This window comes from Micromonospora sp. NPDC048930, assembly GCF_043197935.1.
GTDB lineage: Bacteria > Actinomycetota > Actinomycetes > Mycobacteriales > Micromonosporaceae > Micromonospora.
In genome coordinates this window covers 59153-82059 of the sequence record NZ_JBICUB010000014.1, presented here as the reverse complement: position 1 = coordinate 82059, position 22907 = coordinate 59153, and the positions used below count along the sequence as shown (strand labels likewise).

25 protein-coding genes are annotated in these 22907 nt (G+C 71.8%); 10 read left to right on the top strand and 15 right to left on the bottom strand.

The annotated features are described in order from the left end of the window. The first annotated feature begins 6 nt into the window (after positions 1–6). Positions 7–354 carry an integrase gene (locus ACGFI9_RS29230; protein WP_393182955.1) on the top strand — a complete coding sequence of 116 codons (348 nt, stop codon included), beginning with the start codon at positions 7–9 and terminating at the stop codon, positions 352–354. Positions 355–468: 114 nt separating this feature from the next. After that, entirely contained in the window at positions 469–927 is a 459-nt protein-coding gene (locus ACGFI9_RS29225) for a hypothetical protein (RefSeq protein ID WP_393182953.1), read from the top strand. 7 nt (positions 928–934) lie between these two features. Here ACGFI9_RS29225 and ACGFI9_RS29220 read toward each other — a convergent pair whose 3' ends face one another. Then, a complete protein-coding gene (locus ACGFI9_RS29220; RefSeq protein ID WP_393182951.1) occupies positions 935–1492 on the bottom strand; it encodes a GNAT family N-acetyltransferase in 558 nt (185 codons plus the stop codon). A gap of 25 nt (positions 1493–1517) precedes the next feature. Next, a complete protein-coding gene (locus ACGFI9_RS29215; protein WP_393182949.1) occupies positions 1518–2201 on the bottom strand; it encodes a DUF1275 family protein in 684 nt (227 codons plus the stop codon). Between the two features lie 296 nt (positions 2202–2497). Here ACGFI9_RS29215 and ACGFI9_RS29210 point away from each other — a divergent pair, with 296 nt between their 5' ends. After that, positions 2498–3757: a hypothetical protein gene (locus ACGFI9_RS29210; protein ID WP_393182947.1), complete on the top strand. Its 1260-nt coding sequence runs from the start codon at positions 2498–2500 to the stop codon at positions 3755–3757. 3 nt (positions 3758–3760) lie between these two features. On the opposite strand, the gene ACGFI9_RS29205 is transcribed toward ACGFI9_RS29210, so the two are convergent. Further along, on the bottom strand, positions 3761–4582 hold the full coding sequence (locus tag ACGFI9_RS29205) for a GNAT family N-acetyltransferase (RefSeq protein ID WP_393182945.1): 822 nt from the start codon (positions 4580–4582) through the stop codon (positions 3761–3763). A gap of 10 nt (positions 4583–4592) precedes the next feature. Continuing rightward, positions 4593–5165: a GNAT family N-acetyltransferase gene (locus tag ACGFI9_RS29200; protein WP_393182943.1), complete on the bottom strand. Its 573-nt coding sequence runs from the start codon at positions 5163–5165 to the stop codon at positions 4593–4595. A 74-nt stretch (positions 5166–5239) separates the two neighbouring features. Here ACGFI9_RS29200 and ACGFI9_RS29195 point away from each other — a divergent pair, with 74 nt between their 5' ends. After that, positions 5240–5818, top strand: a complete 579-nt coding sequence (locus ACGFI9_RS29195) for a TetR/AcrR family transcriptional regulator (RefSeq protein WP_393182941.1) — start codon at positions 5240–5242, stop codon at positions 5816–5818. 42 nt (positions 5819–5860) lie between these two features. Here ACGFI9_RS29195 and ACGFI9_RS29190 read toward each other — a convergent pair whose 3' ends face one another. After that, entirely contained in the window at positions 5861–7063 is a 1203-nt protein-coding gene (locus tag ACGFI9_RS29190) for an erythromycin esterase family protein (RefSeq protein WP_393182939.1), read from the bottom strand. A 58-nt stretch (positions 7064–7121) separates the two neighbouring features. Here ACGFI9_RS29190 and ACGFI9_RS29185 point away from each other — a divergent pair, with 58 nt between their 5' ends. Continuing rightward, complete coding sequence (locus ACGFI9_RS29185; protein WP_393182937.1) at positions 7122–7913, top strand: TioE family transcriptional regulator; 792 nt, start codon at positions 7122–7124, stop codon at positions 7911–7913. 80 nt (positions 7914–7993) lie between these two features. Here ACGFI9_RS29185 and ACGFI9_RS29180 read toward each other — a convergent pair whose 3' ends face one another. The 8 genes from ACGFI9_RS29180 to ACGFI9_RS29145 all read right to left on the bottom strand — a co-directional run bounded on the left by ACGFI9_RS29180 (position 7994) and on the right by ACGFI9_RS29145 (position 15623). After that, complete coding sequence (locus tag ACGFI9_RS29180) at positions 7994–8524, bottom strand: GNAT family N-acetyltransferase (RefSeq protein ID WP_393182935.1); 531 nt, start codon at positions 8522–8524, stop codon at positions 7994–7996. A gap of 71 nt (positions 8525–8595) precedes the next feature. After that, the gene (locus ACGFI9_RS29175; protein WP_393182933.1) at positions 8596–10101 is read right to left on the bottom strand and encodes a tripartite tricarboxylate transporter permease; all 1506 of its coding nucleotides are present in this window, start codon (positions 10099–10101) and stop codon (positions 8596–8598) included. 3 nt (positions 10102–10104) lie between these two features. Next, entirely contained in the window at positions 10105–10674 is a 570-nt protein-coding gene (locus tag ACGFI9_RS29170) for a tripartite tricarboxylate transporter TctB family protein (RefSeq protein WP_393182932.1), read from the bottom strand. After that, positions 10671–11651 (bottom strand): tripartite tricarboxylate transporter substrate binding protein, encoded by a 981-nt coding sequence (locus tag ACGFI9_RS29165; protein ID WP_393182930.1) that lies wholly within the window; start codon positions 11649–11651, stop codon positions 10671–10673. Before ACGFI9_RS29165 ends, ACGFI9_RS29170 begins: the two co-directional genes overlap by 4 nt. Positions 11652–11714: 63 nt before the next feature. Next, positions 11715–12500, bottom strand: coding sequence for a triose-phosphate isomerase (locus ACGFI9_RS29160; RefSeq protein WP_393182928.1), 786 nt, complete (start codon positions 12498–12500; stop codon positions 11715–11717). 2 nt (positions 12501–12502) lie between these two features. After that, positions 12503–12958, bottom strand: coding sequence for a ribose-5-phosphate isomerase (locus ACGFI9_RS29155; RefSeq protein ID WP_393182926.1), 456 nt, complete (start codon positions 12956–12958; stop codon positions 12503–12505). After that, the gene (locus ACGFI9_RS29150) at positions 12955–14628 is read right to left on the bottom strand and encodes a dihydroxyacetone kinase family protein (RefSeq protein ID WP_393182924.1); all 1674 of its coding nucleotides are present in this window, start codon (positions 14626–14628) and stop codon (positions 12955–12957) included. Before ACGFI9_RS29150 ends, ACGFI9_RS29155 begins: the two co-directional genes overlap by 4 nt. A 53-nt stretch (positions 14629–14681) precedes the next feature. Next, a complete protein-coding gene (locus ACGFI9_RS29145; protein WP_393182922.1) occupies positions 14682–15623 on the bottom strand; it encodes a sugar phosphate isomerase/epimerase family protein in 942 nt (313 codons plus the stop codon). Positions 15624–15760: 137 nt separating this feature from the next. On the opposite strand from ACGFI9_RS29145, the gene ACGFI9_RS29140 reads away from it, so the two are divergent. Beyond that, the gene (locus tag ACGFI9_RS29140) at positions 15761–16480 is read left to right on the top strand and encodes a GntR family transcriptional regulator (RefSeq protein WP_393182920.1); all 720 of its coding nucleotides are present in this window, start codon (positions 15761–15763) and stop codon (positions 16478–16480) included. Between the two features lie 127 nt (positions 16481–16607). After that, positions 16608–17612: a 4-hydroxythreonine-4-phosphate dehydrogenase PdxA gene (locus ACGFI9_RS29135; RefSeq protein WP_393182918.1), complete on the top strand. Its 1005-nt coding sequence runs from the start codon at positions 16608–16610 to the stop codon at positions 17610–17612. Positions 17613–17846: 234 nt separating this feature from the next. Here ACGFI9_RS29135 and ACGFI9_RS29130 read toward each other — a convergent pair whose 3' ends face one another. Next, entirely contained in the window at positions 17847–18380 is a 534-nt protein-coding gene (locus tag ACGFI9_RS29130) for a gamma carbonic anhydrase family protein (RefSeq protein ID WP_393182916.1), read from the bottom strand. After that, the gene (locus ACGFI9_RS29125; protein WP_393182915.1) at positions 18377–19165 is read right to left on the bottom strand and encodes a GntR family transcriptional regulator; all 789 of its coding nucleotides are present in this window, start codon (positions 19163–19165) and stop codon (positions 18377–18379) included. The genes ACGFI9_RS29130 and ACGFI9_RS29125 overlap by 4 nt, the downstream gene beginning before the upstream one ends. A 124-nt stretch (positions 19166–19289) precedes the next feature. Between ACGFI9_RS29125 and ACGFI9_RS29120 the strand changes: the two genes are divergently transcribed. Genes ACGFI9_RS29120 through ACGFI9_RS29110 form a run of 3 tightly spaced genes read left to right on the top strand, consistent with a single transcriptional unit; the run spans position 19290 to position 22769 of the window. Further along, complete coding sequence (locus tag ACGFI9_RS29120; protein ID WP_393182913.1) at positions 19290–20546, top strand: CaiB/BaiF CoA transferase family protein; 1257 nt, start codon at positions 19290–19292, stop codon at positions 20544–20546. A gap of 4 nt (positions 20547–20550) precedes the next feature. Then, the gene (locus tag ACGFI9_RS29115; protein WP_393182911.1) at positions 20551–21330 is read left to right on the top strand and encodes an enoyl-CoA hydratase/isomerase family protein; all 780 of its coding nucleotides are present in this window, start codon (positions 20551–20553) and stop codon (positions 21328–21330) included. A 5-nt stretch (positions 21331–21335) separates the two neighbouring features. Continuing rightward, positions 21336–22769 carry an acyl-CoA synthetase gene (locus ACGFI9_RS29110; protein ID WP_393182909.1) on the top strand — a complete coding sequence of 478 codons (1434 nt, stop codon included), beginning with the start codon at positions 21336–21338 and terminating at the stop codon, positions 22767–22769. Positions 22770–22907 lie beyond the last annotated feature (138 nt).

Here is a 22907-nt window from a genome sequence, read left to right as displayed (position 1 = left end):
GGGGCGGTGAGAACGCGACTGCGTCGCCTGCATGTGGACGGCCGGGCGTACACCTGGCGGGCCGTCATCACCGCCGCCACCGGGCCCGACGGCCACTACCACCGGATCGTCCGGGTGCGGGTATGGGGCGCGGGAAAGAACGGCTGCGCGCTCCAGGCCGACCTCGTCGAGCGGTACGACGGCCCGGAGACCTACCCGTACCCGGGGGCCGAGGACCTGCGGGCGCTGATCCGGTACGGGCTGCGGGCCGGCTGGGCCGCCGGGGCGGTGGGCGGCGCCGTCGTGCTCCGGGAGGGCAGCGGCCCGGTCCTGCCCCGGTTCGCCGTCACCGACCTGCTGCTCCGGTCGGCCTGACCGCCGTCGCTCCCCCGGGCGGCGGGACCAACTCCCCGACACGGGGGATCCCGGCCGGGCACTCACGACGCACGCTGAAGGCAGCACGGCCGGCGAGCGGAGGGGTGACTCCTGATGACCACGGATTCCTCGGACGCGCTGCCGTTCGTCGACGAACACCGGGTCCTCGCCCCGGCCCCCGTACCCGCCGTGTGGCGGGCCCTCGCCCGGCAGGTGCCGGGTGCCGGGGGCGGCGGCGCCCTGGCCCGCCTCCTCGGCGCCGAGCCGCGGCACGCCGCCGGCAGGCTCTTCGACCCGGGAGCGACCCTGCCCGGCTTCGCGGTGGCCGAGGCGGTGCCCGGCCGGTCGGTCCGGCTCACCGGCCGGCACCGGTTCTCCCGGTACGCGCTGGTCCTCACCCTCACCGCGCGGCCCGGCGGCACCGTGCTCAGCGCCCGCACGTACGCCGAGTTCCCGGGGCTGCCCGGCCGGCTCTACCGCCTGCTGGTGATCGGCTCCGGCGCGCATCGCGTGCTGGTGGCCCGGATGCTGCGCACCGTACGCCGCCGGGCCGCCCGCGACGCCGCGGACTGAGCGCGGGTCAGGCCGGAGCGGGACCGGGACCGCCGAACCCGAAGACGACCACGGTACGGGGGACGCCGTGCCCGCCCGGCTCGGTGCGGGAGCCGACCCGGTGGAAGCCGCACTTCTCGGCGACCCGGATCGAGGCCGTGTTCCCCTCGTCCGCCTCGAGGACCACCTCCCGCAGCCGCAGCTCGGCCAACGCCCAACCGACCAGCAGCCGCACCGCCCGCGGGGCGACGCCCCGGCCGCGATGCCCGGGGAACACGCTGTAGGCGACGGTGGCCACGGCGTCGTCCCGGAACTGGAGGTTGATGATCCCCACCGGTTCGTCGGTCGTCGCGTCGGCGATCACCAGTGGGGCCGCCCGCCCGCTGGCCCAGGCCGCGTCGGCCCGGGCCAGGCTGGTCCGCCGGGCCTCGTCGTCCATCGGCTCGTCGTCCAGCCAGCGGCGGCTCTCCGGGTCGTGGCTCGCCGCCACGATGGCGTCGAGGTCGGACGCCCGCCGCACCCGCAGGCTGAGTTCGCCGCCGCTGAGCGGCGTGGCGGGCGGCTCGATCGGCCGGGAACGGGCCATGGCAGGCATCGTACGGTCCTCCCGGTCACCGCCGCCCGAGCCCGGCGCTGCCGAGCACCCCGATCATCACGGCGGCCACCAGGATCGCCGCGGGCGCCGGCGCCCAGACCGGCGCGACCCGCAGCAGCAGGCCCCCGAGCGCCGCCCCGGCGAGCAGCCCGGCCAGCCGGGACAGCCCGCCCCGGGTGGCGGCGAACCGGTGCGGATCCAGCAGCCCGTGCCGCACCACGTCGGTCAACGAGCCGGTGAGATAGGTTGTCGAGGCGCCCGGCACCCCGGCGTTGAGGGTGAGCGCCGTCTGCGTACCGCTGGCCGCCGCCGCGACGCCCAACAGGACCAGCCCCGCCGCGTACCCCGGCCGCGCGTCGGTGGCCAGCCAGCCGACGGCCACCACCACCAGCAGCACCACCTCGACCGCCGCCACCACCGCCGTACGCCGGCGCCAGCCCGACGCGGCGGCGCGCAACGCCAGGCTGCCGCCGGCCACGCCGGCCGCGTACCCGCCGACCGCGACCGCTCCCCCGGCGACGGCGCGGACCTCCCCGGCGGCCAGGGCCCGGCCGACCTGCACCAGGTTGCCGGTGATCACGCTGGCGAAGAAGCCGCCGAGCCGGGTCACGCAGACCACGTCCAGGACACCGGACGCGACGGCCAGCACCACCAGCAGCCGCAGCACCGTCGGTCGAGGCGTGGAGTCGTCCCCGGTCACGTCGCGGCAGCCGACGCCGTCAGGCGGGGACGACGTACGGGAAGCCGGTGGAACCGGCGATCTCTTCGCCGAACTCGCCGCTCCGCGCAGGCGAGCGGGGTGTCGAACTGGTGCGACATCGAGTGGCTCCCGGCGTTGGCGGAGGGCCCGAACGCGCTGAGCCTAATCGGCGCAGTAGCCGCATTTCGTCCTGTTCGGCCACCGCATCGCTCGCCGCAGCACCGTCAACCAGCTGCGCCGGCGGCAGTCAGATAACCGGAGGCGCTTCGTCACCGGTCCGGGCAGACTGCGCACCGATGAGCGGCGATACCGAGGACCCTGCCCACGGATGGCACTACGCGAGCCCGCGGACCCTGGCGGGGGCGTTGCAACGCGGCCTCGGCCGCGGTGCCTACCAGGCCCTGGTCGACCCCACCGCGCCCGCGCTGGTCATCGACTGCCTCCGCCGTGACCACCGCTGGTTCTGGCAGGTCGACGAACGGGAGGTCTACCTGGCCAGACTGGTACGGGACCTGCGGCTACCCGCACGGCCGATCGTGGCGCGTCTGTCCGCGGCCCCTTCCGAGGAGTCGGACGACGACAACGAGTTCGCCAACACCCTCGCCGTGCTGGAGGTGCTCGGCCGCGCCGGATACGACGGCGTGGTGGAGGAGATCCGCAGCTACCTCCGCGACGGCGAGCGATGGCTCGACGTCGTTCAGACCGTGGCGCGGTCCTGGCCGGTCGAGTGGTGGGACGACCTGCGGAAAGCAATCTCCGGTCGCCTGGACACTGCCAACCCCGACCGGCTGCTCTGGCGGTCACCTCCGTGGACTACCTGGGCCGACCGCGACGCCCGCATCGGAGCCGCGGTGGATGCCGCCCGCCGCCCGCTCGGGCCGCCCCGGCCCTTCGCCGGCACCGCGTCCACCGCCCTGCTGGACCTGCTCGGGGACCCCGGCCGCGCGGCGGACTGGCGACCGGCCCTGCGGGAGCTGCGCCGACGGCCACCCGAACCCGCGCTGCTGGCACGAGTCGACGGATTGCTCGCGGCGGAGGTCGGACACCCGCTCGCCGACGCCGTGGTCCAGTTGGGCGCGCTCGCCGTACCCGCCGCCAGGTCGTGGGCGCGCACGCCCCGCCACCCGCTGTTCTGGACCGGGCTGCGGCTGCTGGCCGCCCACGGCGGGCCGGCCGACGGCCCGGCTCTGCTCGCCGGCCTCGACTGGCTGGACAGCCGCCCGGATGACCTGTGCGGCTACGACGTGCTGGTGACCGGCCTGGCTCGGCTGGGCGGTCCCGACGGGGCTGCGGTGCTGCCGTGGTTGCGCCGGCTCTGGTTCAGCCCGCACTCGTACGAGCGGGCCGACTACCTGCGGGCGAGAACCGCCCTGGATCCCGCCGGCGCGGCCCGGGCCCTGTTCGAAGGGCTGTGGGATTGCGAGTCGGAGGTACGGCTCCTGGCGACCCGACAGGTCGCCCTCGACGATCCGGCCCGCGACCGGCTGCACCAACTGCGCGATGACACGATGGAAGTGGCGGAGGTCCGCGCCGCGGCAGCGGAACGACTCGACTGACCGCTAGCCGCCCAGCTGGCCCGACAACCCGGCCGCCGTCGCGACCGGCCGGTCGGCGGGCGCGGGCAGCAGCACCGACAACACCCTGGTGTACGGGCGGAAGCCGGCGCTGTCGTACATCCGGCGGGCCGGGTTCCCGTCGGCCACCGACAGGCCGACGGCCGGCAGCCCCGCCTCCCGCGCGCCCCGCAACGCGTGCGTCAGCAGCGCCCGGCCGAAGCCGCAGCCCTGGGCGCGCGGCGCCACGGCGAGGTTCAGCACCCAGGCGCAGACGTCCTCGGTCCACGGCACCGGTCCGGCACACAGCACGTGGCCGGCGCTGCGCCCGTCGGGATCCACCAGCCGCGCCGAGGCGGGCGGCAGCGGCGGCACCGGCTCACCGCGGTCGAACATCGCCCGCACCTCGTCGGTGTCGCTGGCCAGCCACGACCCGTCCGGATGACCCGGCCCGTACGCCGCCGCCAACCCCTCGGCCAGCTCGTCGTCCCAGCCCGGGCTGCCCAGCGACCACCCGGCCGGCAGCGCCACCGGCGGCGGCACCTCGGCCAGGTCGTGGCGCATGTCGGTGGCGGCCCGGTGCAGGGTCAGCCCGCCGGCCACCAGCGCGGCCGCCACACCCTCATCGGGCGTCTCCAGCCGGCACCCGGCGAGATCACGGCGCGCCTGCTCGGCGAGCCGGCTCAGGGCGGTGCCGGCCTCCGGGCGTACCTCCGCCGCGACCGACGTCCCGGCGTCGTCGCGGAGGCGCATCCGGGCGAGCGCCGTGCCGTCGTCGGCGACAAGCAGCGAGTCGGCGGGGTCTTCGGGATGGGGGCGGACCGGCATTCGCGTGAGGCTAGTGGCCCGCCGGTCCGGGCTCCACCGATAAAGCCGCTCCGGTGGTCCGCTCCGCCAGGCCCTGGTGCAGGTCGAGGGTCCAGTTCTGGCCGATGAGGTCGTGACCGAAGCTGTGGTGCGGCTCCGCGTCGGCGAGGGCGAACCCGAAGGCCTCGTAGATCCGGCGCGCGGACACCAGCACGTCGTTGGTCCACAACGTGACCTGCCGGTAGCCGGCGTCACGCGCGAAGGCAAGGCACCTCTCGACCAGACGGGTTCCGACGCCGAGGCCACGGGCGGTCGGAGTGACCAGCAGGATCCGCAACTTGGCCACCCCGGGCTCGTCGCCGGCGACGCAGAAGACGCATCCCGCGCGTTCGCCGTCGACCTCGGCGATCCAGGCCGCTTCCCGAGCCGGATCGTGGTCAGCGGCGTAGTCGGCCACGATCCTGGCCACCAGCGCCTCGAAGTCGGTGTTCCAGCCGAACTGCTGGTCGTAGACCTCACCATGGGCCATCACCACCCAGCCCAGGTCGCCGGGACGGTCGGCTGGACGCACCACGACTCGCGGCTGCTGGTCCTGCTGTGACATCGGTTGCCCTCCCGACGGCTGGCTGCCAACTCCCACCACTGACACGACTGTTTCAGTGGCCGTAGGCTACCCCCATGTCCCCGGACACGACCACCCCGTCGGCCCGACAGGTCGAGCTGCTGGAGGCCGCCTACCGGTACGCGCTCGAGAACGGCCTGGCCGACCTGTCACTGCGTCCGCTGGCCGCGGCCATCGGCTCCAGCCCTCGGGTGCTGATGTTCCTCTTCGGCAACAAGGACGGCCTGGTACGGGCACTGCTGTCGCGGGCCCGCACCGACGAGCTGGCGCTCCTGGACCGCCTCGCACAGACCAGCCACGGCGCGCCGATCGGCCTGGTCCCGGCCGCCGAGCAGGTCTGGGCGTGGCTCGCGGCCGACGAGCACCGGCCGCTGCTGCGGCTGTGGGTCGAGGCGTACGCCCGCTCCCTGGTCGAGCCCGACGGCGCGTGGGCCGGGTTCGCCCGGGCGACGGTGAACGACTGGCTCGCCGTTCTGGCCGCGTGCCAACCACAGCCCGAGAAGGACAGCGAGGAGGGCGCCACCCGCCGCACCCTGGCACTGGCGGTGCTCCGCGGCGCTCTGCTCGACCTCCTCGCCACCGGCGACCGGCGCCGGGTCACCGCCGCCGTCCGGCACCAACTGGCCCTGCTGTGATCCCGGCACCCAGCGTCGCCGCCCCGTAGCGGGCCGGGGAGCCTAGCTCCGCCGGGCGTCCTTGACGAACACGATCCCGTCGGTGCTCGCCACGTGGGCCGGATCGAGCGGGGCGTAACCGAACCACGGGGAAATCCGGGCAGCGGGCGTCATGGTGGCGAGCGCCGTGGCCAGTCGGCGGGCGTCGACGAGGTAACGCTCCTCCGGCAACGCGTACAGCAGCCCTTCGACGGTGTCCGGAGGCGGGGTGTCGACTCCCTGGTGGCGGATCGTGCCGAGGGCTGTGGCGAGGAAGGCGTACGCCTCGCCCAGGTGGGCGTTGACGATGGCGCCGGCGCTCCACCACTCCACCGGTCCCTCCCACATCTGCATCGTGCTCTTGTTCCGCTGGAGATGGCCGTTGTGGGCGTGCACCAGCACCGGGCCCCGTTCCGCGATGGCGAGGAGGTTGGCGGCCATCATCGAATCCCGCACGCCCAGCAGCCGCGCCATGCGGCTCGGTGACGTGTCGGCCATCGAGGAGTGGTACCGCAGCAGCCCGGCTGCGGTACGCCCGTACAGGCGTGCTCGGTGCCAGTCCTCCGGTGAGGACGCCGCGATCAGCTGGGGTGTCTGCGCGTCGAGCAGGGCCACCAGATCGTCGGCGAGCAGCCGCAACTGCCTGGCCTCGGGCGTCTGCCCCACGGACCGGGACGGGTCCATCATCGCGGCGGGATCGGTCCACCGGTCGTCGGCGCCGAGCAGGCGGTCGAGCGTTTCCGCGGCGCAGGGAAGCAGGTCGGCGTCAACCCGGGCGGCGAGGTAGCCGTGGAGTGCGGTGAGGGCCTGTCGGGGGCTCGCGGCACCGGTGATCTCCAGCGGCCCGTCGAAACCGGCAAAGCGCAGCCGTTCGGACGCGGGCCGGCCGTCGTTGTACGCGCGCATCCAGCGCACCAGCTCGCGGTTGGCCGCGAAGGCGCCCCACTCGTGGCTGAAGCCGCCCGCCATGACCTCGTCGAGGGTGCCCGTGCCCGAGGTGACGTAGTCGTCCACGAGCAGGCCCATCATGCAGTCGCTCTCGATCGCGATCGTCCGGTAACTCTCCTGCTCGACGAGCTGCCGGAAGAGCTCGTTGCGCAGGTCGAGCAGCACGTCCTCGCCGTGGGTGGGCTCGCCGAGGGCGAGCAGCCGCGGCCGCGCCGGGAGCAGGCGCATGACGGCAGCAGCGTCGACGGCGTGGGCGGTGTCTGTGATGCCAGGAGTCATACCGTCAACGCTATCGTTGAACCAACGGTTGAAACTTATCCGCACTATTGGCAGGGCAATGAGGCGAAACCTTCAACATGGTGAGCGGCTGAGGCCGGTTGACCTGGCGCGTGGGCACGGGCTGTCCACGCAGGCGATCAGGAACTACGAGGCGGCCGGCATCCTTCCGGGCGCCGACCGCACCCCGCACGGCTACCGCACCTACACGCCACTGCACGCGCAGGCCCTGCGCGCGTTCCTCGCCCTCGTGCCCGGGCACGGCCACCAGACGGCCACGTCGATCATGCAGGCGATCAACCGGGACGCGACCGAGGACGCGCTCCGGCTCATCGACGAGAGCCACGCCCAGCTTCTCGACGACTGCCGCACCCTCCAGGCCGTCGAAGCCGCGCTCCGCGACCTCGAGCCGGTGCCGCAGGAACGCGGCGACACGTTCGTCGGTCCCCTGTCGAGAAGGCTCGGCATCCGCCCGGCCACCCTCCGTAAATGGGAACGCGCCGGCGTGGTGCAGCCCCGCCGCGACCCGCAGACGGGCTACCGGGTCTACCGCGCGGCCGACGTGCGCGACGCCCGGCTGGCCCACCAGCTCAGGCGGGGCGGCTACCTGCTGGAGCAGATCGCCCAGCTGATCGCCCAGGTCCGCTCCGCCGGAGGCGTCGCGCCGCTCGAGTCGATGCTGCGCGACTGGCGCGGCCGCCTCTCGGCCCGGAGCCGCGCCATGCTCACCGGCGCTGCCGCACTGGACGCCTACCTCAACTGCCGACCGGCCCCGTGCCGAGACGAGCCGGGCGCCCGCACCACCGCCTCGTCAACCACGGATCTGACCCAGCCACCGCGCAGCGCCCGCTGATCGTCGCCGTCGACCCTCGAACGGCCTGGGCACCGTGATCGCGAGGCGCGGCTTCAGCGCCTGCGGTGGGGCGATGACGGTCAGCCTGCTGCTGACGACGGCTTCACCACCTGGTACATGGCGTGGTCCTGCCACCGGCCGGCGATGTTGAGGTACTCCGGCGCCATGCCGAACCGCACGAACCCGTTGCGTTCCAGCACCCGCTGCGACCTGACGTTGTGCAGCAGGGTCTCTGCCTGCACCCGGTGCAGCCCCAACTCCTCGAAGGCCACCCGCACGATCTCGCGCACCGCTCTGGTCGCGAACCCTCGGCCATTGTGGCCGGCGCTCACCCAGTAGCCCATGGCGCATGACTGGAACGGGCCGCGCACGATGCCGTTGAGCGTGATGCGGCCGATCACGTGACCGGAGTCGTCGAGGATGACGTGGGGCAGCTTCGATCCCTGTTCGTGCTGCTGGAGATCGGCTTCGATGACGGCGCGCTGGCCGTCTGCCGTGAAGTAGTCCTCGCTCCGGATCGGGTCCCACGGCGCGAGGAACTCACGGTTGACGCGGAGCAACTCGGCCAGGGCCGGCGCATCCTCCGAGGTGATGAGTCGGGTGATCTTCACTCACCCATCGTCCCAGGCAGGCGTGTCCGACGGTACGTCCCGGGATCGCTGCCGCGATCCCGGGACGTCCGTCAGACTCCGGCAGGCTCCCGCTCCTCGGCCGGCGTGTTGCGCGGTAGCAACCTCGCCAGCGACGGTCCGGCCACCAACAGGACGGCCAGGGCGAGCACGACGAGCGCGATCGGGTGGGAGAGGACGATCAGCAGGTCACCGTCGCCCAGGGCCGACGTCTGGGTGAGCGCCTTCTCGAAGAGGGGTCCGATGACCAGGCCGAGGACAAGGGGAGCCATCGGCAGGTCGTAGAGCTTCATGAAGTATCCGGCGACGCCCGAGACGAAGACGATCCAGACACTGAACATGTTGTTGTCGATCGAGTACGCCCCGACGAAGCTCGTGAACAGGATGATCGGGTACAGGTACGCGTACGGGATCCGCAGCATCTGGGCGAAAATCGGGGCCATCGGCAGGTTGAGCACCAGGAGCATCACGTTGCCGATGAAGAACGAGACGAGCAGCCCCCACACCAGCGTCGGCTGGTTCTGGAAGAGGAGCGGGCCCGGCTGCAAACCGTAGATGGTGAATGCGCCCAGCAGGACGGCGGTCGTGCCGCCGCCGGGGATGCCGAGGGTGAGAGTTGGCACGAAGTTCGCGTTGGCCGCCGCGTTGTTGGCGCTCTCCGGCGATGCCACCCCCTCGATGGCCCCTTGACCGAGCTGGCCCTTGTTCCTGGAGACCCGCTTCTCGACGCCGTAGGCGATGAAGGAGGCGAGGGTCGAACCGGCGCCGGGCAGGCAGCCGAGGAGGAAGCCCAGGATGCTGCCGCGCCCGATCGGGGCGATGCTGCGGCGCAGTTCGTTTTTGGTGATGAGCAGGTCCCGGAAGCGGGTCCGGATCGGCGCCGCCGCGCCGATCCGGATCTGGTACATCACCTCGCCGACGGCGAACAGCCCGATCATGACCTCGACGAACGGCACGCCGCTGAGCAGGTTGACGCTGTCGAACGTGAACCGTGACGTGCCCGTGCCGGCGTCCAGCCCGACGGTCGCCAGCAGCAGCCCGGCCGCGGCCATCGCGAACCCGCGGATCCTCGACTCCCCCGAAAAGCTGACGATGGTGGCCAGGCCCAGGAGCATGATCGCCAGGTTCTCGACGGGACCGAACTTCAGCGCGAAGTCGGCGAAGGGCGGCGCGACCACCATCAGGAGGACCAGCGAGAAGATGGCGGCCACGAAGGAGCCGATAGCGGCGATGGACAGTGCCGCGCCGGCCCTCCCCCGCCTCGCCATCTGATAGCCGTCAAGCGTCGTCACGACGCTCGACGCCTCACCTGGAGTGGAGATCAGCACCGACGTGATGGTTCCGCCGTACTGCGCGCCGTAGTAGATCCCGGCGAGCATGATGAGCGCGGTCACGGGCTCGAAGTCCAGGGTCAGTGGCAGGAGCACCGCTACGCCGGTGGTCGACCCCAACCCCGGCAGCAACCCGATCACGGTGCCTGCGAGGACGCCGACGAAGCACCAGAGCAGGTTCTGGGGCGTCAGCGCGGTCTGGAACCCGAGAATGATGTTGTCGATCACCGCTCAGCCTTCCGTTCCCATTCCGAGCAGCCCTCCGGGAAGGGGGACGTGGAGGAACAGCCCGAACACGCCGTAGATCAGCCCGGTGGCGACGGCCGCGATCACCGCGGACTTCAGCAACGCCTGCCGTTCGACCCAGGTGGAGATCACGAAGACAAGGCCGCCGAACGCGGCCAGAAAGCCGATCACCTGCACGAGTAGGACCGCCCCGAGGGTCAGTCCGAAGACCTTCCAGAGGTTGCGGATCCGCTCCCGTCTGGTGCGCCCGCTGATGTCGACGTCGTCGTCCGCACCGCTCTCCGTCAGGTCGGTGCCCTCGGCAGCATGCGGCCCGGCAGCAGCCCCGTCCGGGCGGTGGCTCGGCTGGCCGTGCACGGACCGGAGGGCGACCCAGCCGCAGAGGACGGCGGTCAGGCCGCCGGCGAGGACCGGCAGGAAGCCGGGACCCACCCGGCCGCCGTCGACGAACACGCCGTAATAGGTGCCTCCCGCCGCAGCAGCGAGGCCGACCACGGCGAGCACGGCATACGCCGTGGCCTCGCCGTTGCTGCGGATACGAGCCAGCGTGTTCACTTGCCCTGGGCCTTCTTGAGCATGTCGGTGTTCTCCTTGAGGTACGCCGTGAAGTCGTCACCGAACAGCGCGTTCGGCTGCAGGTAGTTGCTGGCGATGTACTGCTTCGCCTTGTCGGACTCGATGAACTTCCTGCTCGCGTCGATCCAGAACTTCCTGGCTCCGTCGCTGATCCCGCCCGGCGCGATCAGGCCACGGAACTGGGCGAACGCGACGTCGATCCCCTGCTCCTTCGCGGTCGGGATGTCCTTCAGCTCGGGGTACTCGTACCGCTTCTCGGAGAACGCGCAGAGCGCCTTGAGTTTCCCGGCCTTGAGCTGCTCGACGACCTCGCCGGGGTTGAGCGACGCGACCTGGATCTGGTTGCCCAGCAGCGCCGCGAGCAGTTCGTCGCCCGACTCGAACGGGACCCGGTCGAACTTCGCGCCGGTGGCCTGCTCGGTGAGCGTGAAGACCACGTTGTCCAGGCCGGTCACGCCGGAGATGCCCGCGACGACGCGTCCGGACTTGCTGGCGTTCACGACGTCCGCGCACGTCGTCCACGGCGAGCTCGCTGGTACGACGGCGAGGGTGAAGTCGTCGCCGACCTTCATGATCGGGGTGAACCTGGTGTAGTCGAAGCCCACTTTGGTGTTGAGCGGCAGGGCCAGCAGCGCCGTCTCGCTCGGCAGGAGGTAGTTCGGGTCACCCGTCTTGCTCAGGAAGTAGGAGTAGCCGACGGCGCCCGAGCCGCCAACGCGGTTCTCCGTGTTGATCCGGAGGCCGGGAACGACGGCCTCCAGGCCGGCCGCGATCGAGCGGCCGGACATGTCGCTGCCGCCGCCCGCCCCGTACGGGACGACCATGGTGACGTTGCCCTTGGGCTTGAATGTCTCTCCGTCGCCTCCGGCCTTCTGGCCCTTGGCTTCACCGCACGCCGTCAGGATGAGAACCGACGCGGCCACGACCGCGGTGAGCAGCAAGCTGTTGCGCTTCATGACGACCCTTTCGTTGGTGGTGGTTGAGCTTCGGTTGGTGCAGGGATGGGTCCTTCCGTGGGGTCAGTGTGGGACGGTCATCGCTGACACCTGGCCGGCCTTGTGGGCCACGTCCGCCGCGATGCGTAGCAGGTCAAGGTATCCGTTGACGTCCCAGGCGCTGCGCCCGACGAACAGCCCGGTGACGCCGGGGGTGTGCAGCAGGTCCCGCGCGTTCCCCGGGTTGACCGACCCCCCGTACAGCAAGGCGGTCACCACGGCCCCGTACTCGGCGTCGAGGGCCCGGGTGACTTCTGCGATCTCGTCGACTGTGGGTTCCCGGCCCTTTTCTCCGATCGCCCAGACGGGTTCGTAGGCGAGCAGCACGCGGGATCCGGCGGGCACCCGATCAACAGCGGCAGCCACCTGCGAGAGCACGTGCTGTCTCGCATCACCGGCCGCCCGCACCTCGGCGGACTCTCCCACGCAGACCAGCGCTGTCAGGCCGTGGCGGAGAGTCGCCTGCACCTTTTGGTTGACGGTCCGATCGGTGTCACCGAAGTGCTCGCGTCGCTCCGAGTGTCCGATCTCGACGAGCGTCGCGCCCGCGTCGGCGACCTGCGGCACCGACACCTCGCCGGTCCAGGCTCCGGCGTCTTCCCAATGGGCGTTCTGGGCGCCGACGACGACGGGAGATTCCGGCCCCAAGGCGTCGCGAACCACGGATATCGCGGTCGCCGGGGGGACGACGAACGGCTGCACACCGGGCCAGCCGCCGCCGGCCGCGGCGTCCCTGAGCCGGGTGGCGAACGACGCGGCCTCGGCCCGGGTCTTGTTCATCTTCCAGCTGGTGCCGACCCACAGGACCACGGTCAGTCGCCCTCGTATGAGCGGATCGCCGCGACCTTGGCCGCGGAGGCGGAGTTGGGGTCGAAGGAGTAGGTGAGCCATTCCCGGGCGAGGCGGCGGGCCAACTCAAGCCCGATGACGCGCTGGCCGAAGGTGAGCACCTGGGCGTTGTTGGACCGGATGGCTCGTTCGACGGAGAACGAGTCGTGAGCCGTGACGGCCCGTACTCCGGGCACCTTGTTCGCGGCGATGGCCACGCCCAGTCCGGTGCCGCACACGAGCAGGGCGCGGTCGGCGGTCCCCTCGGCGATCAGTCGCGCGGCGGCGACCGCTATGTGCGGGTAGGCGACGTCCTCGCCGGAGGCGACGCCGACATCGATGACCTCGCGCACCCGCGGGTTGTCGGCCAGGTCGGCCTTGAGCGCCTCTTTGTAGCTGAAGCCGGCGCTGTCGGCGCCGACGACGATCCGAAGAGTCATGGCTGCTCCCGAAGGTGGTCGGTGGCGAAGTGAACGGCAAGAGCGTTGACGATCAGGGCGAACGAAACCGCGCCCGCGTCGGGCGTGCCGATGCTGCCGTCGCCGTGGGTGCGCGCGCGGCCGAGACGGGCGGGTATCTGCGCGGTTGCCTCTGCCGCCTGCGTCGCCGCGCGCGCGGCGGCCGACCACGCGGCGCCCAACGGCGTTCCCGCTCGGGTCCGGGCCTCGAGCACCTGCGCGAACGGCACGGCGGCGTCGACCATCGTCTTGTCGCCGGGCTCGGCGCCGCCCAGTCGCATGACGGTCGCGACAGCGGCGCCGGTCGCCCGGACGATGTCATCAGGGGTCGGCAGATTCTCGTCGTCCAACGTTGCGGCGGCGGCGGTGAGGGCCGCACCCCACAGGGCGCCGGAGGTTCCGCCGGCCCGTTCGGACCAGGCCTCGGCCGCTTGGATCAGCAGTCCCCGGACACCCGCCCGTTCATCGGCCGCCGCCTCGGCCGCCTCCGCGGCGGCTGCGGTGCCGCGCGCCATGCCGATGCCGTGGTCTCCGTCGCCGGCGACCGCGTCGATCTCGCCGAGGCGGGCCTCGTGCTGGAGCACGACGTCCCGCACATGGGCCAGTGCCCGCGCGACGCGGGCGGCGCAGGCGTGCGAGGCGGGCGACCCTGGCTGGATGCGCCGCGAAGGCCCGGCGGACGCGAGTACGCGGCGGGGCTGTTCGTCGATGACGGGGCCGCGGTGGAAGGCGGGGGCGTCTGCCGGCGCGACCCAGTACTTTTCGAGGTCGTCGTCCAGAAAGGTGACGGTCAGCGAGAGACCGGACATGTTCAGGCTGGTGACCTGCTCTCCGACCGTCGGCCTGACGATGGTCAGGCCGGCCTTCCCGAGTTGATGGGCGACTCGGCGGTAGACGACGAAGAGTTCCTCGTACTTGACCGAGCCGAGGCCGTTGACCAGGACCGCCACGCGGCTGCTCGACCGGCTGGCCCCGGCGCCGTCGAGGACCTCGCCGACCAGCAGATCCGCCAGCTCGTCGGCGCCGAGAAGCCGCTGCTTGCCGATTCCGGGCTCGCCGTGGATACCCAGCCCGATCGCCATGTGCCCCGGCTCGACGGTGAACAGGGGGTGACCGGCTCCGGGAAGGGTGCAGCCGTCGAAGGCGACGCCGAAGGAGAAGGTGGCCTCGTTGGCGCGGCGGCCGATCGCCTCCACCGCATCCAGGTCCAGGCCGTCTTCCGCCGCGCCACAAGCGATCTTGAGGACGATCATGTTGCCCGCGACGCCGCGGCGTTGATCACGTTTCTGTGGCGGGGCGGAGACGATGTCATCCGTCACGGCGAGCGTACGGACGTCGATGCCCTCGGCCCGCAGCCGTTCCGCGGCCTGGCCGAAGTGCAGGACGTCACCGGCATAGTTGCCGAAGCCGAGGATGATGCCGCCGCCGGCGTCGGCGGCGCGGGCGACCGAGTACACCTGGCTCGCGGACGGCGATGCGAAGATGTTGCCGCAGACGGCACCGTGCGCGAAGCCCGGGCCGACCCAACCGGCGAAGGCCGGGTAGTGGCCCGACCCACCGCCCAGCACCACCGCGACCCTGCCGGGCGGGGTGGCCGATGCGCGGACCACCCCGCCGTGCACCGGGATGACGTGCTCGCGGTGCGCGGCCACGAATCCTTCGACCGCCTCCCCGGCGAAGTCCGGGGCCGCGTTGACCAGGCGGGTCATCGCCGGGCTCCGAGCTTGGCCCGGAGGATGCCGCGCAGGTAGTCGCGGTTGCGCGCCGACACGCTCAGCCCGTCACCCCCGTAGTGCTCCACACTGATGGGGCCCTGGAAGCCCGCCTCGAGGGCGATCTCGATCGCGCGTCGGTAGCTGATCAGGCCGGACTCCGCGGGGGCGGGGACCGTGAAGTAGGCGCCGGTGGCCGGGTCATGGTCGCGGTAGTAGTTCTTGACGTGCCAGTAGTTGGCGTACGGGAGGGTCTTCAGGTGCATCTGCTCCCAGTCGTCGATGGGCCGGTGCTGCCGGATGAGGTTGCCGATGTCAGGGTTCAGGCCGACGTTCGGCATGTTGATGGCCTGGACGAGCGCGACGGCGTCCTCCGCCGTGCCCAGCAGGGTGTCCTCGTACATCTCGAGCGAGAGCTGGATACCGAGGCCTGCCGCATGCCGCCCGATGCGCGAGAAGCGCGCGACGGCAAGGTCGAAACTGGCCTTGTCCCGCTGCTGGTCGACGGCCCCGGGTTGGGTCCAGAACCATTCCGCGGCCCGCTGCTGCGCGGTCAGCGGCCGGTGCAGCCCCAGGCTGACCACTCCGGTGCCGATGGCCGCCGCGGCCTCGACCGTACGTAGCGCGTAGTCGACGTTGGCATCGCCGTGCTCCGGGTCGAGGATGCTCCGCCGGATGACCGAGATGGCGGTCACCCTTAGGTCCGCGTCCTTGAGCGTGCGGACCAGGTCCTCGCGCTGGCCGTCCGTGAGGTCGCCCGGACGCAGCCAGGTGTCGGTGAGGTCGACGTGCTCGAACCCGCAGGCGGTGACCTCGCCGAGGACCCTGGCCCATTCCGCGGGGCCGGCGTCCTCGACGGTGACGCCATCGCGAGTGCGTGCCGGGAACTGGATCAGGGCAGCGCCGATGGGCCACTGCTCTGCCGTCCAAACCATGCCTGTCTCCGATCGATGTTGCCGTTCATTGCCGGGCGGTTACCTCATCGTTGCCCATAGATCCTGTAGGATCCATGACTATGCGGGCTGTGTCCAGAGGTGCGGACGGTAGGATCTCCACCACCATGACAACGTCGATGACTTCCGATGGCGCCCCACTCGAGCCCGACCTCGGTCGGCCGGTCGAGCGACGCGCCCTGCGGGATGGCGTGTATGACGCGATCCTGGAACTGCTCCTCGCCGGCAGGGTCAAACCGGGCGCATCCCTGAGCATCGACGCCCTCGCCCGCCAACTCGGTGTCTCCCCTACGCCGGTGCGGGAGGCGATGGTGCAGCTCGAGCACACGGGCCTGGTCACCCGGGCCGCGCTGAAGGGTTACCGGGTGGCCCCGCCGCTATCGGCCGAGCGCATGTCCGAACTCGTCGACGCGCGCACCATCCTCGAGGTCGCCGCCGTGCGCGGCGCCGTACCGATGTCGGACGCGGCGCTGCTGGAGCTGAAGGCCGCACATTCGGACCACGTGCTCGCGGGCGACCACGTCAAGCGCATGCGGGCGAGAAACGACGAGCCGAGCTGGTCGGCCGTCCACCGGTACTACACCGCGGACTGGGCGTTCCACCGGGTGATCCTCAGCCACTGCGGAAACCAGTACCTGCTGCAGCTGGCCGAGTTCCTCTCGCCTCAGGTGCATCGACTGCGGCAGCTGCTGGGTCACGGCCTCACCGACGTGGACCAGGCCCTGGCCGAGCACGGCGACATCCTCGACGCGATCGCCACCGGCGACAACGAGCGGGCCGAGAACGCCATGCGGACGCACCTGCTGGCCGTGCGCGCCCGCTCGCTCGCCGAGAGCTGACCCGGACGGGCGGGAGCCGCAGGAGCTCCTTGACTCGGTCGAGGCGGCCAGTAGATCCTATAGGAAACAGGGATCCAGGAGGAGGCGTGCCGGACCTCCCGGCCGGAACGCCCAAGAGAGGAAGCAGATGCGCCAGACCGTCTCCGAGGCCCTGCCCCGGGTCGCGCTCACGATGGGCGATCCGGCCGGCATCGGCCCCGAACTCACCGTTCGACTCCTGGCCACGCCCGAGAACCTGCACAAGGCCGAGGTGTACGTCCTGACCGACGCAGCCGAGCTCAAGGCGGTCGCCGCCGAGGTCGGCGTCGAGGTGCCGGTGGCCGACGCGCCGACTCCCGGTCGCGCCGTCCTTGTCGGCAGCGAGCTGTCCGGGCGGCCAGTGGAGAGCAGGACCGTCAGCAAGGCGGCGGGCGAACGGGTGATGGTCGACCTGCTCAAGGCGCTCGACCTCTACCGGTCCGGCACGGTGGACGCGATCATGTTCACGCCGCTGAACAAGGGCTCGCTGCATCTGGCCGGTATGCACGAGGAGGACGAGCTCCGCTGGTTCGCCAAGAACCTCGGCTTCGAGGGCACCACCTCCGAGTTGAACTTCATACCCGGACTTGTCACCTCCCGGGTGACCTCGCACATCCCGCTGAAGGACGTCGCCGCGCGGATCAACGCCAACTCGGTCCTGGCGGCCATCCGCCTCCTCGACGACGTGGTCAAGGGGTCGGGGATCGCGGCACCCCGCCTCGCCGTCTGCGCGCTCAACCCGCACGCCGGCGAGAACGGCCAGTTCGGCCGCGAGGAGATCGAGCACATCGCCCCCGGGGTCGAGGCGGCCCGGGCTCAGGGAATCGACGCGACCGGACCCTATCCGTGCGACACCGTCTTCATCAGGGCCAGGAACGGCGACTTCGACGGCGTAATCACGATGTATCACGACCAGGGCCAGATCGCGATGAAGCTCATGGGCTTCGATCGGGGCGTGACCGTGCAGGGAGGGCTTCCCGTCCCGATCGCGACCCCGGCGCACGGCACCGCCTTCGAGATCGTCGGCAAGGGCGTCGCCAACCTCGGTCCCAGCCAGCACGCCTACGACCTGGCCGTCGCTCTTGGACGGCGTAACCGGCAGAACCGCGGATAGCGGCGCCGTACCGTTGACCGCCGTCGGCCAGCCCTCGGGATGCCGTTCCGCGGCGGTCTCGGCACCGCGAACCGGCTCGCCGTCTCGGTTTCCGGGCCGGCGCCACGCATGATCCCCGAGTGGTCGAGCGGGCGGTGCCGCTGGTGCGGCAGGCGGCCGAGGACCTGGCCGGCGAATTCAGCTCCCCGGGTCACCGGAGCGGATCGGATCGCCGGCTGACCGCCCGGCAGGTCGTCAGGGCAGGGACGTCGCCACGGCGTGTGCCCGGGCCCGGTCGGCGTACCCCTCGGCGTTGCGCACGATGCCCGCCCGTTCCTCGGCGGAGAGGTCACGCCGCACCCGGGCGGGCATGCCGACGACGAGCGAGCCGGGCGGAACCACCGTTCCTTCCAGCACCACCGCACCGGCGGCGACCAGCGAGCCGGCGCCGATCCGCGCACCGTTGAGCACGATGGCCCCCATGCCGATCAGGACGTCGTCCCCGACCGTGCAGCCGTGCAGCACGGCGCGGTGCCCGACGGAGACGCCGGTGCCGACGACCGTGGAAAAGCCCGGGTCGGCATGCACGACGCAACCGTCCTGGATGTTGCTGCCGGCGCCGATCGTGATGTCCTCGGTGTCGCCGCGCAGCACGCAGCCGTACCAGACGCTGGCACCGGGCGCCAGCCGCACGGAGCCGACGATGGTGGCGCCCGGCGCCACCCAGGCGTCGGGATGGATGTCCGACGTGCGGTCGCCGAAGTCGACGACCAGCGCTTGCGTGCTCACGATCGGGGCGTCTCCAGTCCTGCCGTGGTGTCGGAGCGGGAACGGCCGAGCCCGGCCAGCCAGGCCTCCGCCTCCGGGGAGCGGCCACCGAGCGAGTCGCCGAGGTCGAGGACGAAGGTGTGCTGCCCGTGGTCGGCGAGCAGGTCGAGGGCCTCCTGCGGGTCCCCGCGTTCCAGGGTCTCCAGGATCGCGCGGTGCCGTTCGACGTTTCCCCACAGTCCCTCGCCCGCCACCCGGGCCTGCTGGTTCATGCCCATGCAGAGGCGCATCTGCAACGACAGCGAACGGTAGGACTCCTCGAGCCGGCGGTGCCCGGCCAACCCCACCACGGCCAGATGGAAGTCGAACGCGCGATCGGTCACGGTTGCGGCGTCGCCGGCGCGGGCCGCCGCCTCCAGCTCGCGCAACGCCGCCCGGCAGCGCTCGAGGCGGTCCGGCGACCGCACCGGCACGCCCAGCTCGACCGCCATCCGCTCGAGCCGGTCGCGCAGGGTGAAGATCTCGTACACGTCGTGCAGGGTGATCGGCACGACGATCACCCCGCGCCGGGGCTGCTGCACGAGCAGGCCCTCCTGCTCCAGCACGCGCAACGCCTCGCGCAACGGCGGGCGGGAGATGCCGAGCTGATGGGTCAGCTGGTTCTCCACCACGCGATCGCCGGGCCGCAACTCGCCGGCGAGGATCATCTTCCGTACGGCGTCCGCGGCGAGCAGCGACAGGCTCGGCGGGGGCGTGATCCGGCGCAGCGTCCGATCCGTGCTCGTCGCGCTCGTCGTCTCCGGCATCGCGTACTCCTCGTCGCAACATCCTGTCTTCTGTAGACAACGTGCGACTCTACCGGTAACTTTCGCATTCGAACAGCCCACTGCTCCCCCGCGACCAGGCATCACGCCGACCGGAGGTGGATGGATGACCGCCCAACGCACGCCGCCGCTCACCGGAGTGACCGTGCTGGAGCTCGGGTCGTTCATGGCGGCACCGTTCGCCGCCATGCAACTCGCCGACCTCGGCGCCGAGGTCATCAAGGTCGAGCACCCGGCCGGCGGGGATCCCGTCCGCCAGACCGGCCCGTTCCTCGACACCGAGAGCTCGCCCTTCGTCCGCATCAACCGCCACAAGCGCTCGGTCGCCCTCGACCTCAAGTCACCGGATGCGCGTCCGGCGTTCCTCCGGCTGGTCGAGCGGGCCGACGTGCTGATCGAGAACCTCCGTCCCGGCGCCATGCGCCGGCTCGGCCTCGGACACCAGGAGCTGCGCAGGATCAACCCCCGCCTGGTGTACGCCTCGGCGTCGGGCTGGGGGCAGGACGGGCCGCTGGCGGACCTGCCGGGGCTGGACATCATGGCGCAGGCGCGCAGCGGCCTGATGAGCATCACCGGCCATCCCGGCGGCCCACCGGCGAAGGTGGGCGTACCGATCTGCGACCTGGTCTGTGGCCTCTACCTCGCGCTCGCGGTCACCGCCGCGCTGCGGGAACGGGACCGCTCCGGCACGGGGCAGCACATCGACGTCTCCCTGTTCGAGGCCGGCGTGTCCTTCGCCGTCTGGGAGGCGGGGAAGTACTTCGCGACCGGCGAGGTGGGTGGCCCACTGGGTTCCGCGCACCAGAGCAACGCCCCGTACCAGGCGGTGCACAGCGGCGACGGCTACGTGACCATCGGCGCCATCACCCCACGCAACTGGCGGGCCTTCTGTCATACCCTCGGGCTGACCCGCCTGCTCGAGGACCCCCGCTACGCCGACGCGTTCTCCCGGCTGCAGAACCGTGCGGAGTTGATCGAGACCATCGAGGCGGTGACCAGCACGCTGAGCACCGCGGAGATCGTCGAGCGGCTCAACCGGGCCGGGGTGCCGTGCGCACCGATCGCCGACTACGGCGAGGTGTTCACCGACGAGCACCTCACCGCCCGCGGCTTCTTCTGGGACGCCCCGCACCCAACCCTCGGGCCGGTACGCCAACTCGGCTCGCCGATGCGACTGTCCGAGACCCCGCTGCGGCGCTCCGCCGCAGGACCCGTCCTCGGTGCCGACACCCGCCAGGTGCTGCTCGCCGCCGGTTGCAGCGCTGCGGAGATCGATCACCTCGTCGCCTCCGGCGCCGCCCTGACCGAGGACGTCGGCGACCCGACCACCAGCCCCGCCGTGACAACGACGCCCAGGAGGTAGCCCCATGCCCTCGTCGCCCGGATCCGATGCCGAGATCCTCGTGCACAGGCAGGGCCCCGCCCTCACCGTGACCTTCAACCGGCCCCGGCAGCGAAACGCCATGACCTGGGCGATGTACGACGGCCTGTACGAGGCCTGCGAACGCGCCGACGCGGACGACGACGTACGGGTGCTTGTCCTGCGCGGTGCCGGCGACGCCTTCGTCGCCGGCACCGACATCAGCCAGTTCGCCGACTTCACCGGCGGAGACGACGGGGTCGAGTACGAGAAGAAGATCACGCGGGTGCTGGACCGGCTCGAGGACGTCGACGTGCCGACGGTGGCGGCCATCCGCGGCTACTGCGTCGGCGCGGGCCTGGCGATCGCGTCGGTGTGCGACCTGCGACTGGCGACACCCGAGGCGCGATTCGGCATCCCCATCGCCCGGACCCTGGGCAACTGCCTGTCGATGCCCACCTATGCGCTGCTGCTGCACCACCTCGGGCCGGCCCGGACCCTGGATCTGCTGCTCAACGCGACGTTCTACTCCGGCCGGGAGGCGCACGCGGCGGGCTTCGTGGCCGAGTCCACCGACGATCTCGACGAGGCTGTCGGGCAGACCGTCGACCGCCTGGCCGGGCATGCCCCACTCACCATGTGGGCGACCAAGGAGGCGGTCCGACGGCTGCGCCGGGGCCGCGTTGACGGCGACGACATCGTCGCCCGGGTGTACGGCAGCGACGACTTCCGCGCCGCCGTCCATGCCTTCACCACCAAGCAGACGACCACCTGGACCGGACGATGACCGCGATGCGACGAGGAAGCGAAGAAGCGTTGCTGCCCGCCCTGTCCGGGGCGTTCGGCGACGACGCCGAGGCGATCCGGGTCGGCGACCAGCGGGCGTCCCGGGAAGAGGTGCTCTCCGCCGCCACCGCGCTCGCCGACCGCATCGGCGGCAGCGACGCGGTCGCGGTGTGGGCGACCGCCAGCATGGAAACCGTGGTGGCCGTCGTGGCCGGCCTCCTCGCCGGGGTGCCCGTCGTGCCGGTGCCACCGGACTCCGGCCCGACCGAGCGGGATCACGTGCTGCGCGACTCCGCCGCCTCGCTCCTGCTCGTCCCCCCGACCGGTACCGGCACCGCGCCGCTGGCCGACGTGCCGGTCCCGGTCGCCGCCGTCGACCTGACCGCCCGCTCGTCGAGCAGCCACCCGGAGCCCGCGCCGGACAGCACCGCCCTGATCCTCTACACCTCTGGTACCACCGGCGCGCCGAAGGGAGCGCTGATCCCGCGCCAGGCGATCGCCGCCGACCTGGACGCCCTCGCCGACGCCTGGTCGTGGACGCCCGACGATCTGCTGGTGCACGGCCTCCCCCTGTTCCACGTGCACGGCCTCGTCCTCGGTGTGCTGGGCGCGCTGCGGGTCGGATCGCGGCTGGCCCACACCGGCCGACCCAAACCGGACGCGTACGCCGCCGCCGGTGGCAGCCTGTACTTCGGCGTGCCGACCGTGTGGTCACGCGTCTGCGCCGACCCGTCCTCGGCGCAAGCCCTGTCGTCGGCCCGGTTGCTGGTCTCCGGCAGCGCGCCGCTGCCGCTGCCCGTCTTCGAGCGGCTCGCCGAACTCACCGGGCGACCACCCGTCGAGCGGTACGGGATGACCGAGACACTGATCACCGTCAGCAGCCGCGCCGACGGCGAGCGGCGGCCCGGGTTCGTCGGCACCCGGCTCGCCGGAGTCGACAGCAGACTGGTCGGCGAGGACGGCAGCCAGGTCGCCCCCGACGACGAGACCCCGGGCGAGCTGCAGATCCGCGGGCCGATGATGTTCAGCGGGTACCTCAACCGGCCGGAGTCCAACCGCGAATCCTTCACCTCCGACGGCTGGTTCCGCACCGGAGACATCGCCACCATCGGCCCTGACGGGTGGCACCGGATCATCGGCCGCGCCTCGACCGACATGATCAAGAGCGGCGGGTACCGGATCGGCGCGGGCGAGGTGGAGAACGCGCTGCTCGCCCACCCCGCGGTGCGGGAGGCCGCGGTGATCGGCGCGCCCCATCCCGACCTCGGGCAGCAGGTGGTCGCGTACGTGGTCGCCGACGCGGCCACCGAGGCGCAGCTCATCGAGTTCGTGGCCGCCCGGATCTCCGCGCACAAGCGGCCGCGGCAGATCCACCTGGTGGAACAGCTCCCCCGCAACGCGATGGGCAAGGTGCAGAAGAAGCTGCTCGCCGGCGGATGAAACTCAGCCGGCCACGATCACCCCGCGAAGGTGGCCGGAGGGGCTCTGTTGCGTTGAGCGTTGGCAAGGTCAAGGCAAGCTCGACTGGTGAAGCTGCCGCGACCGTGGCTGCCACCGTTGCTGTCGAACGCGAGTCGA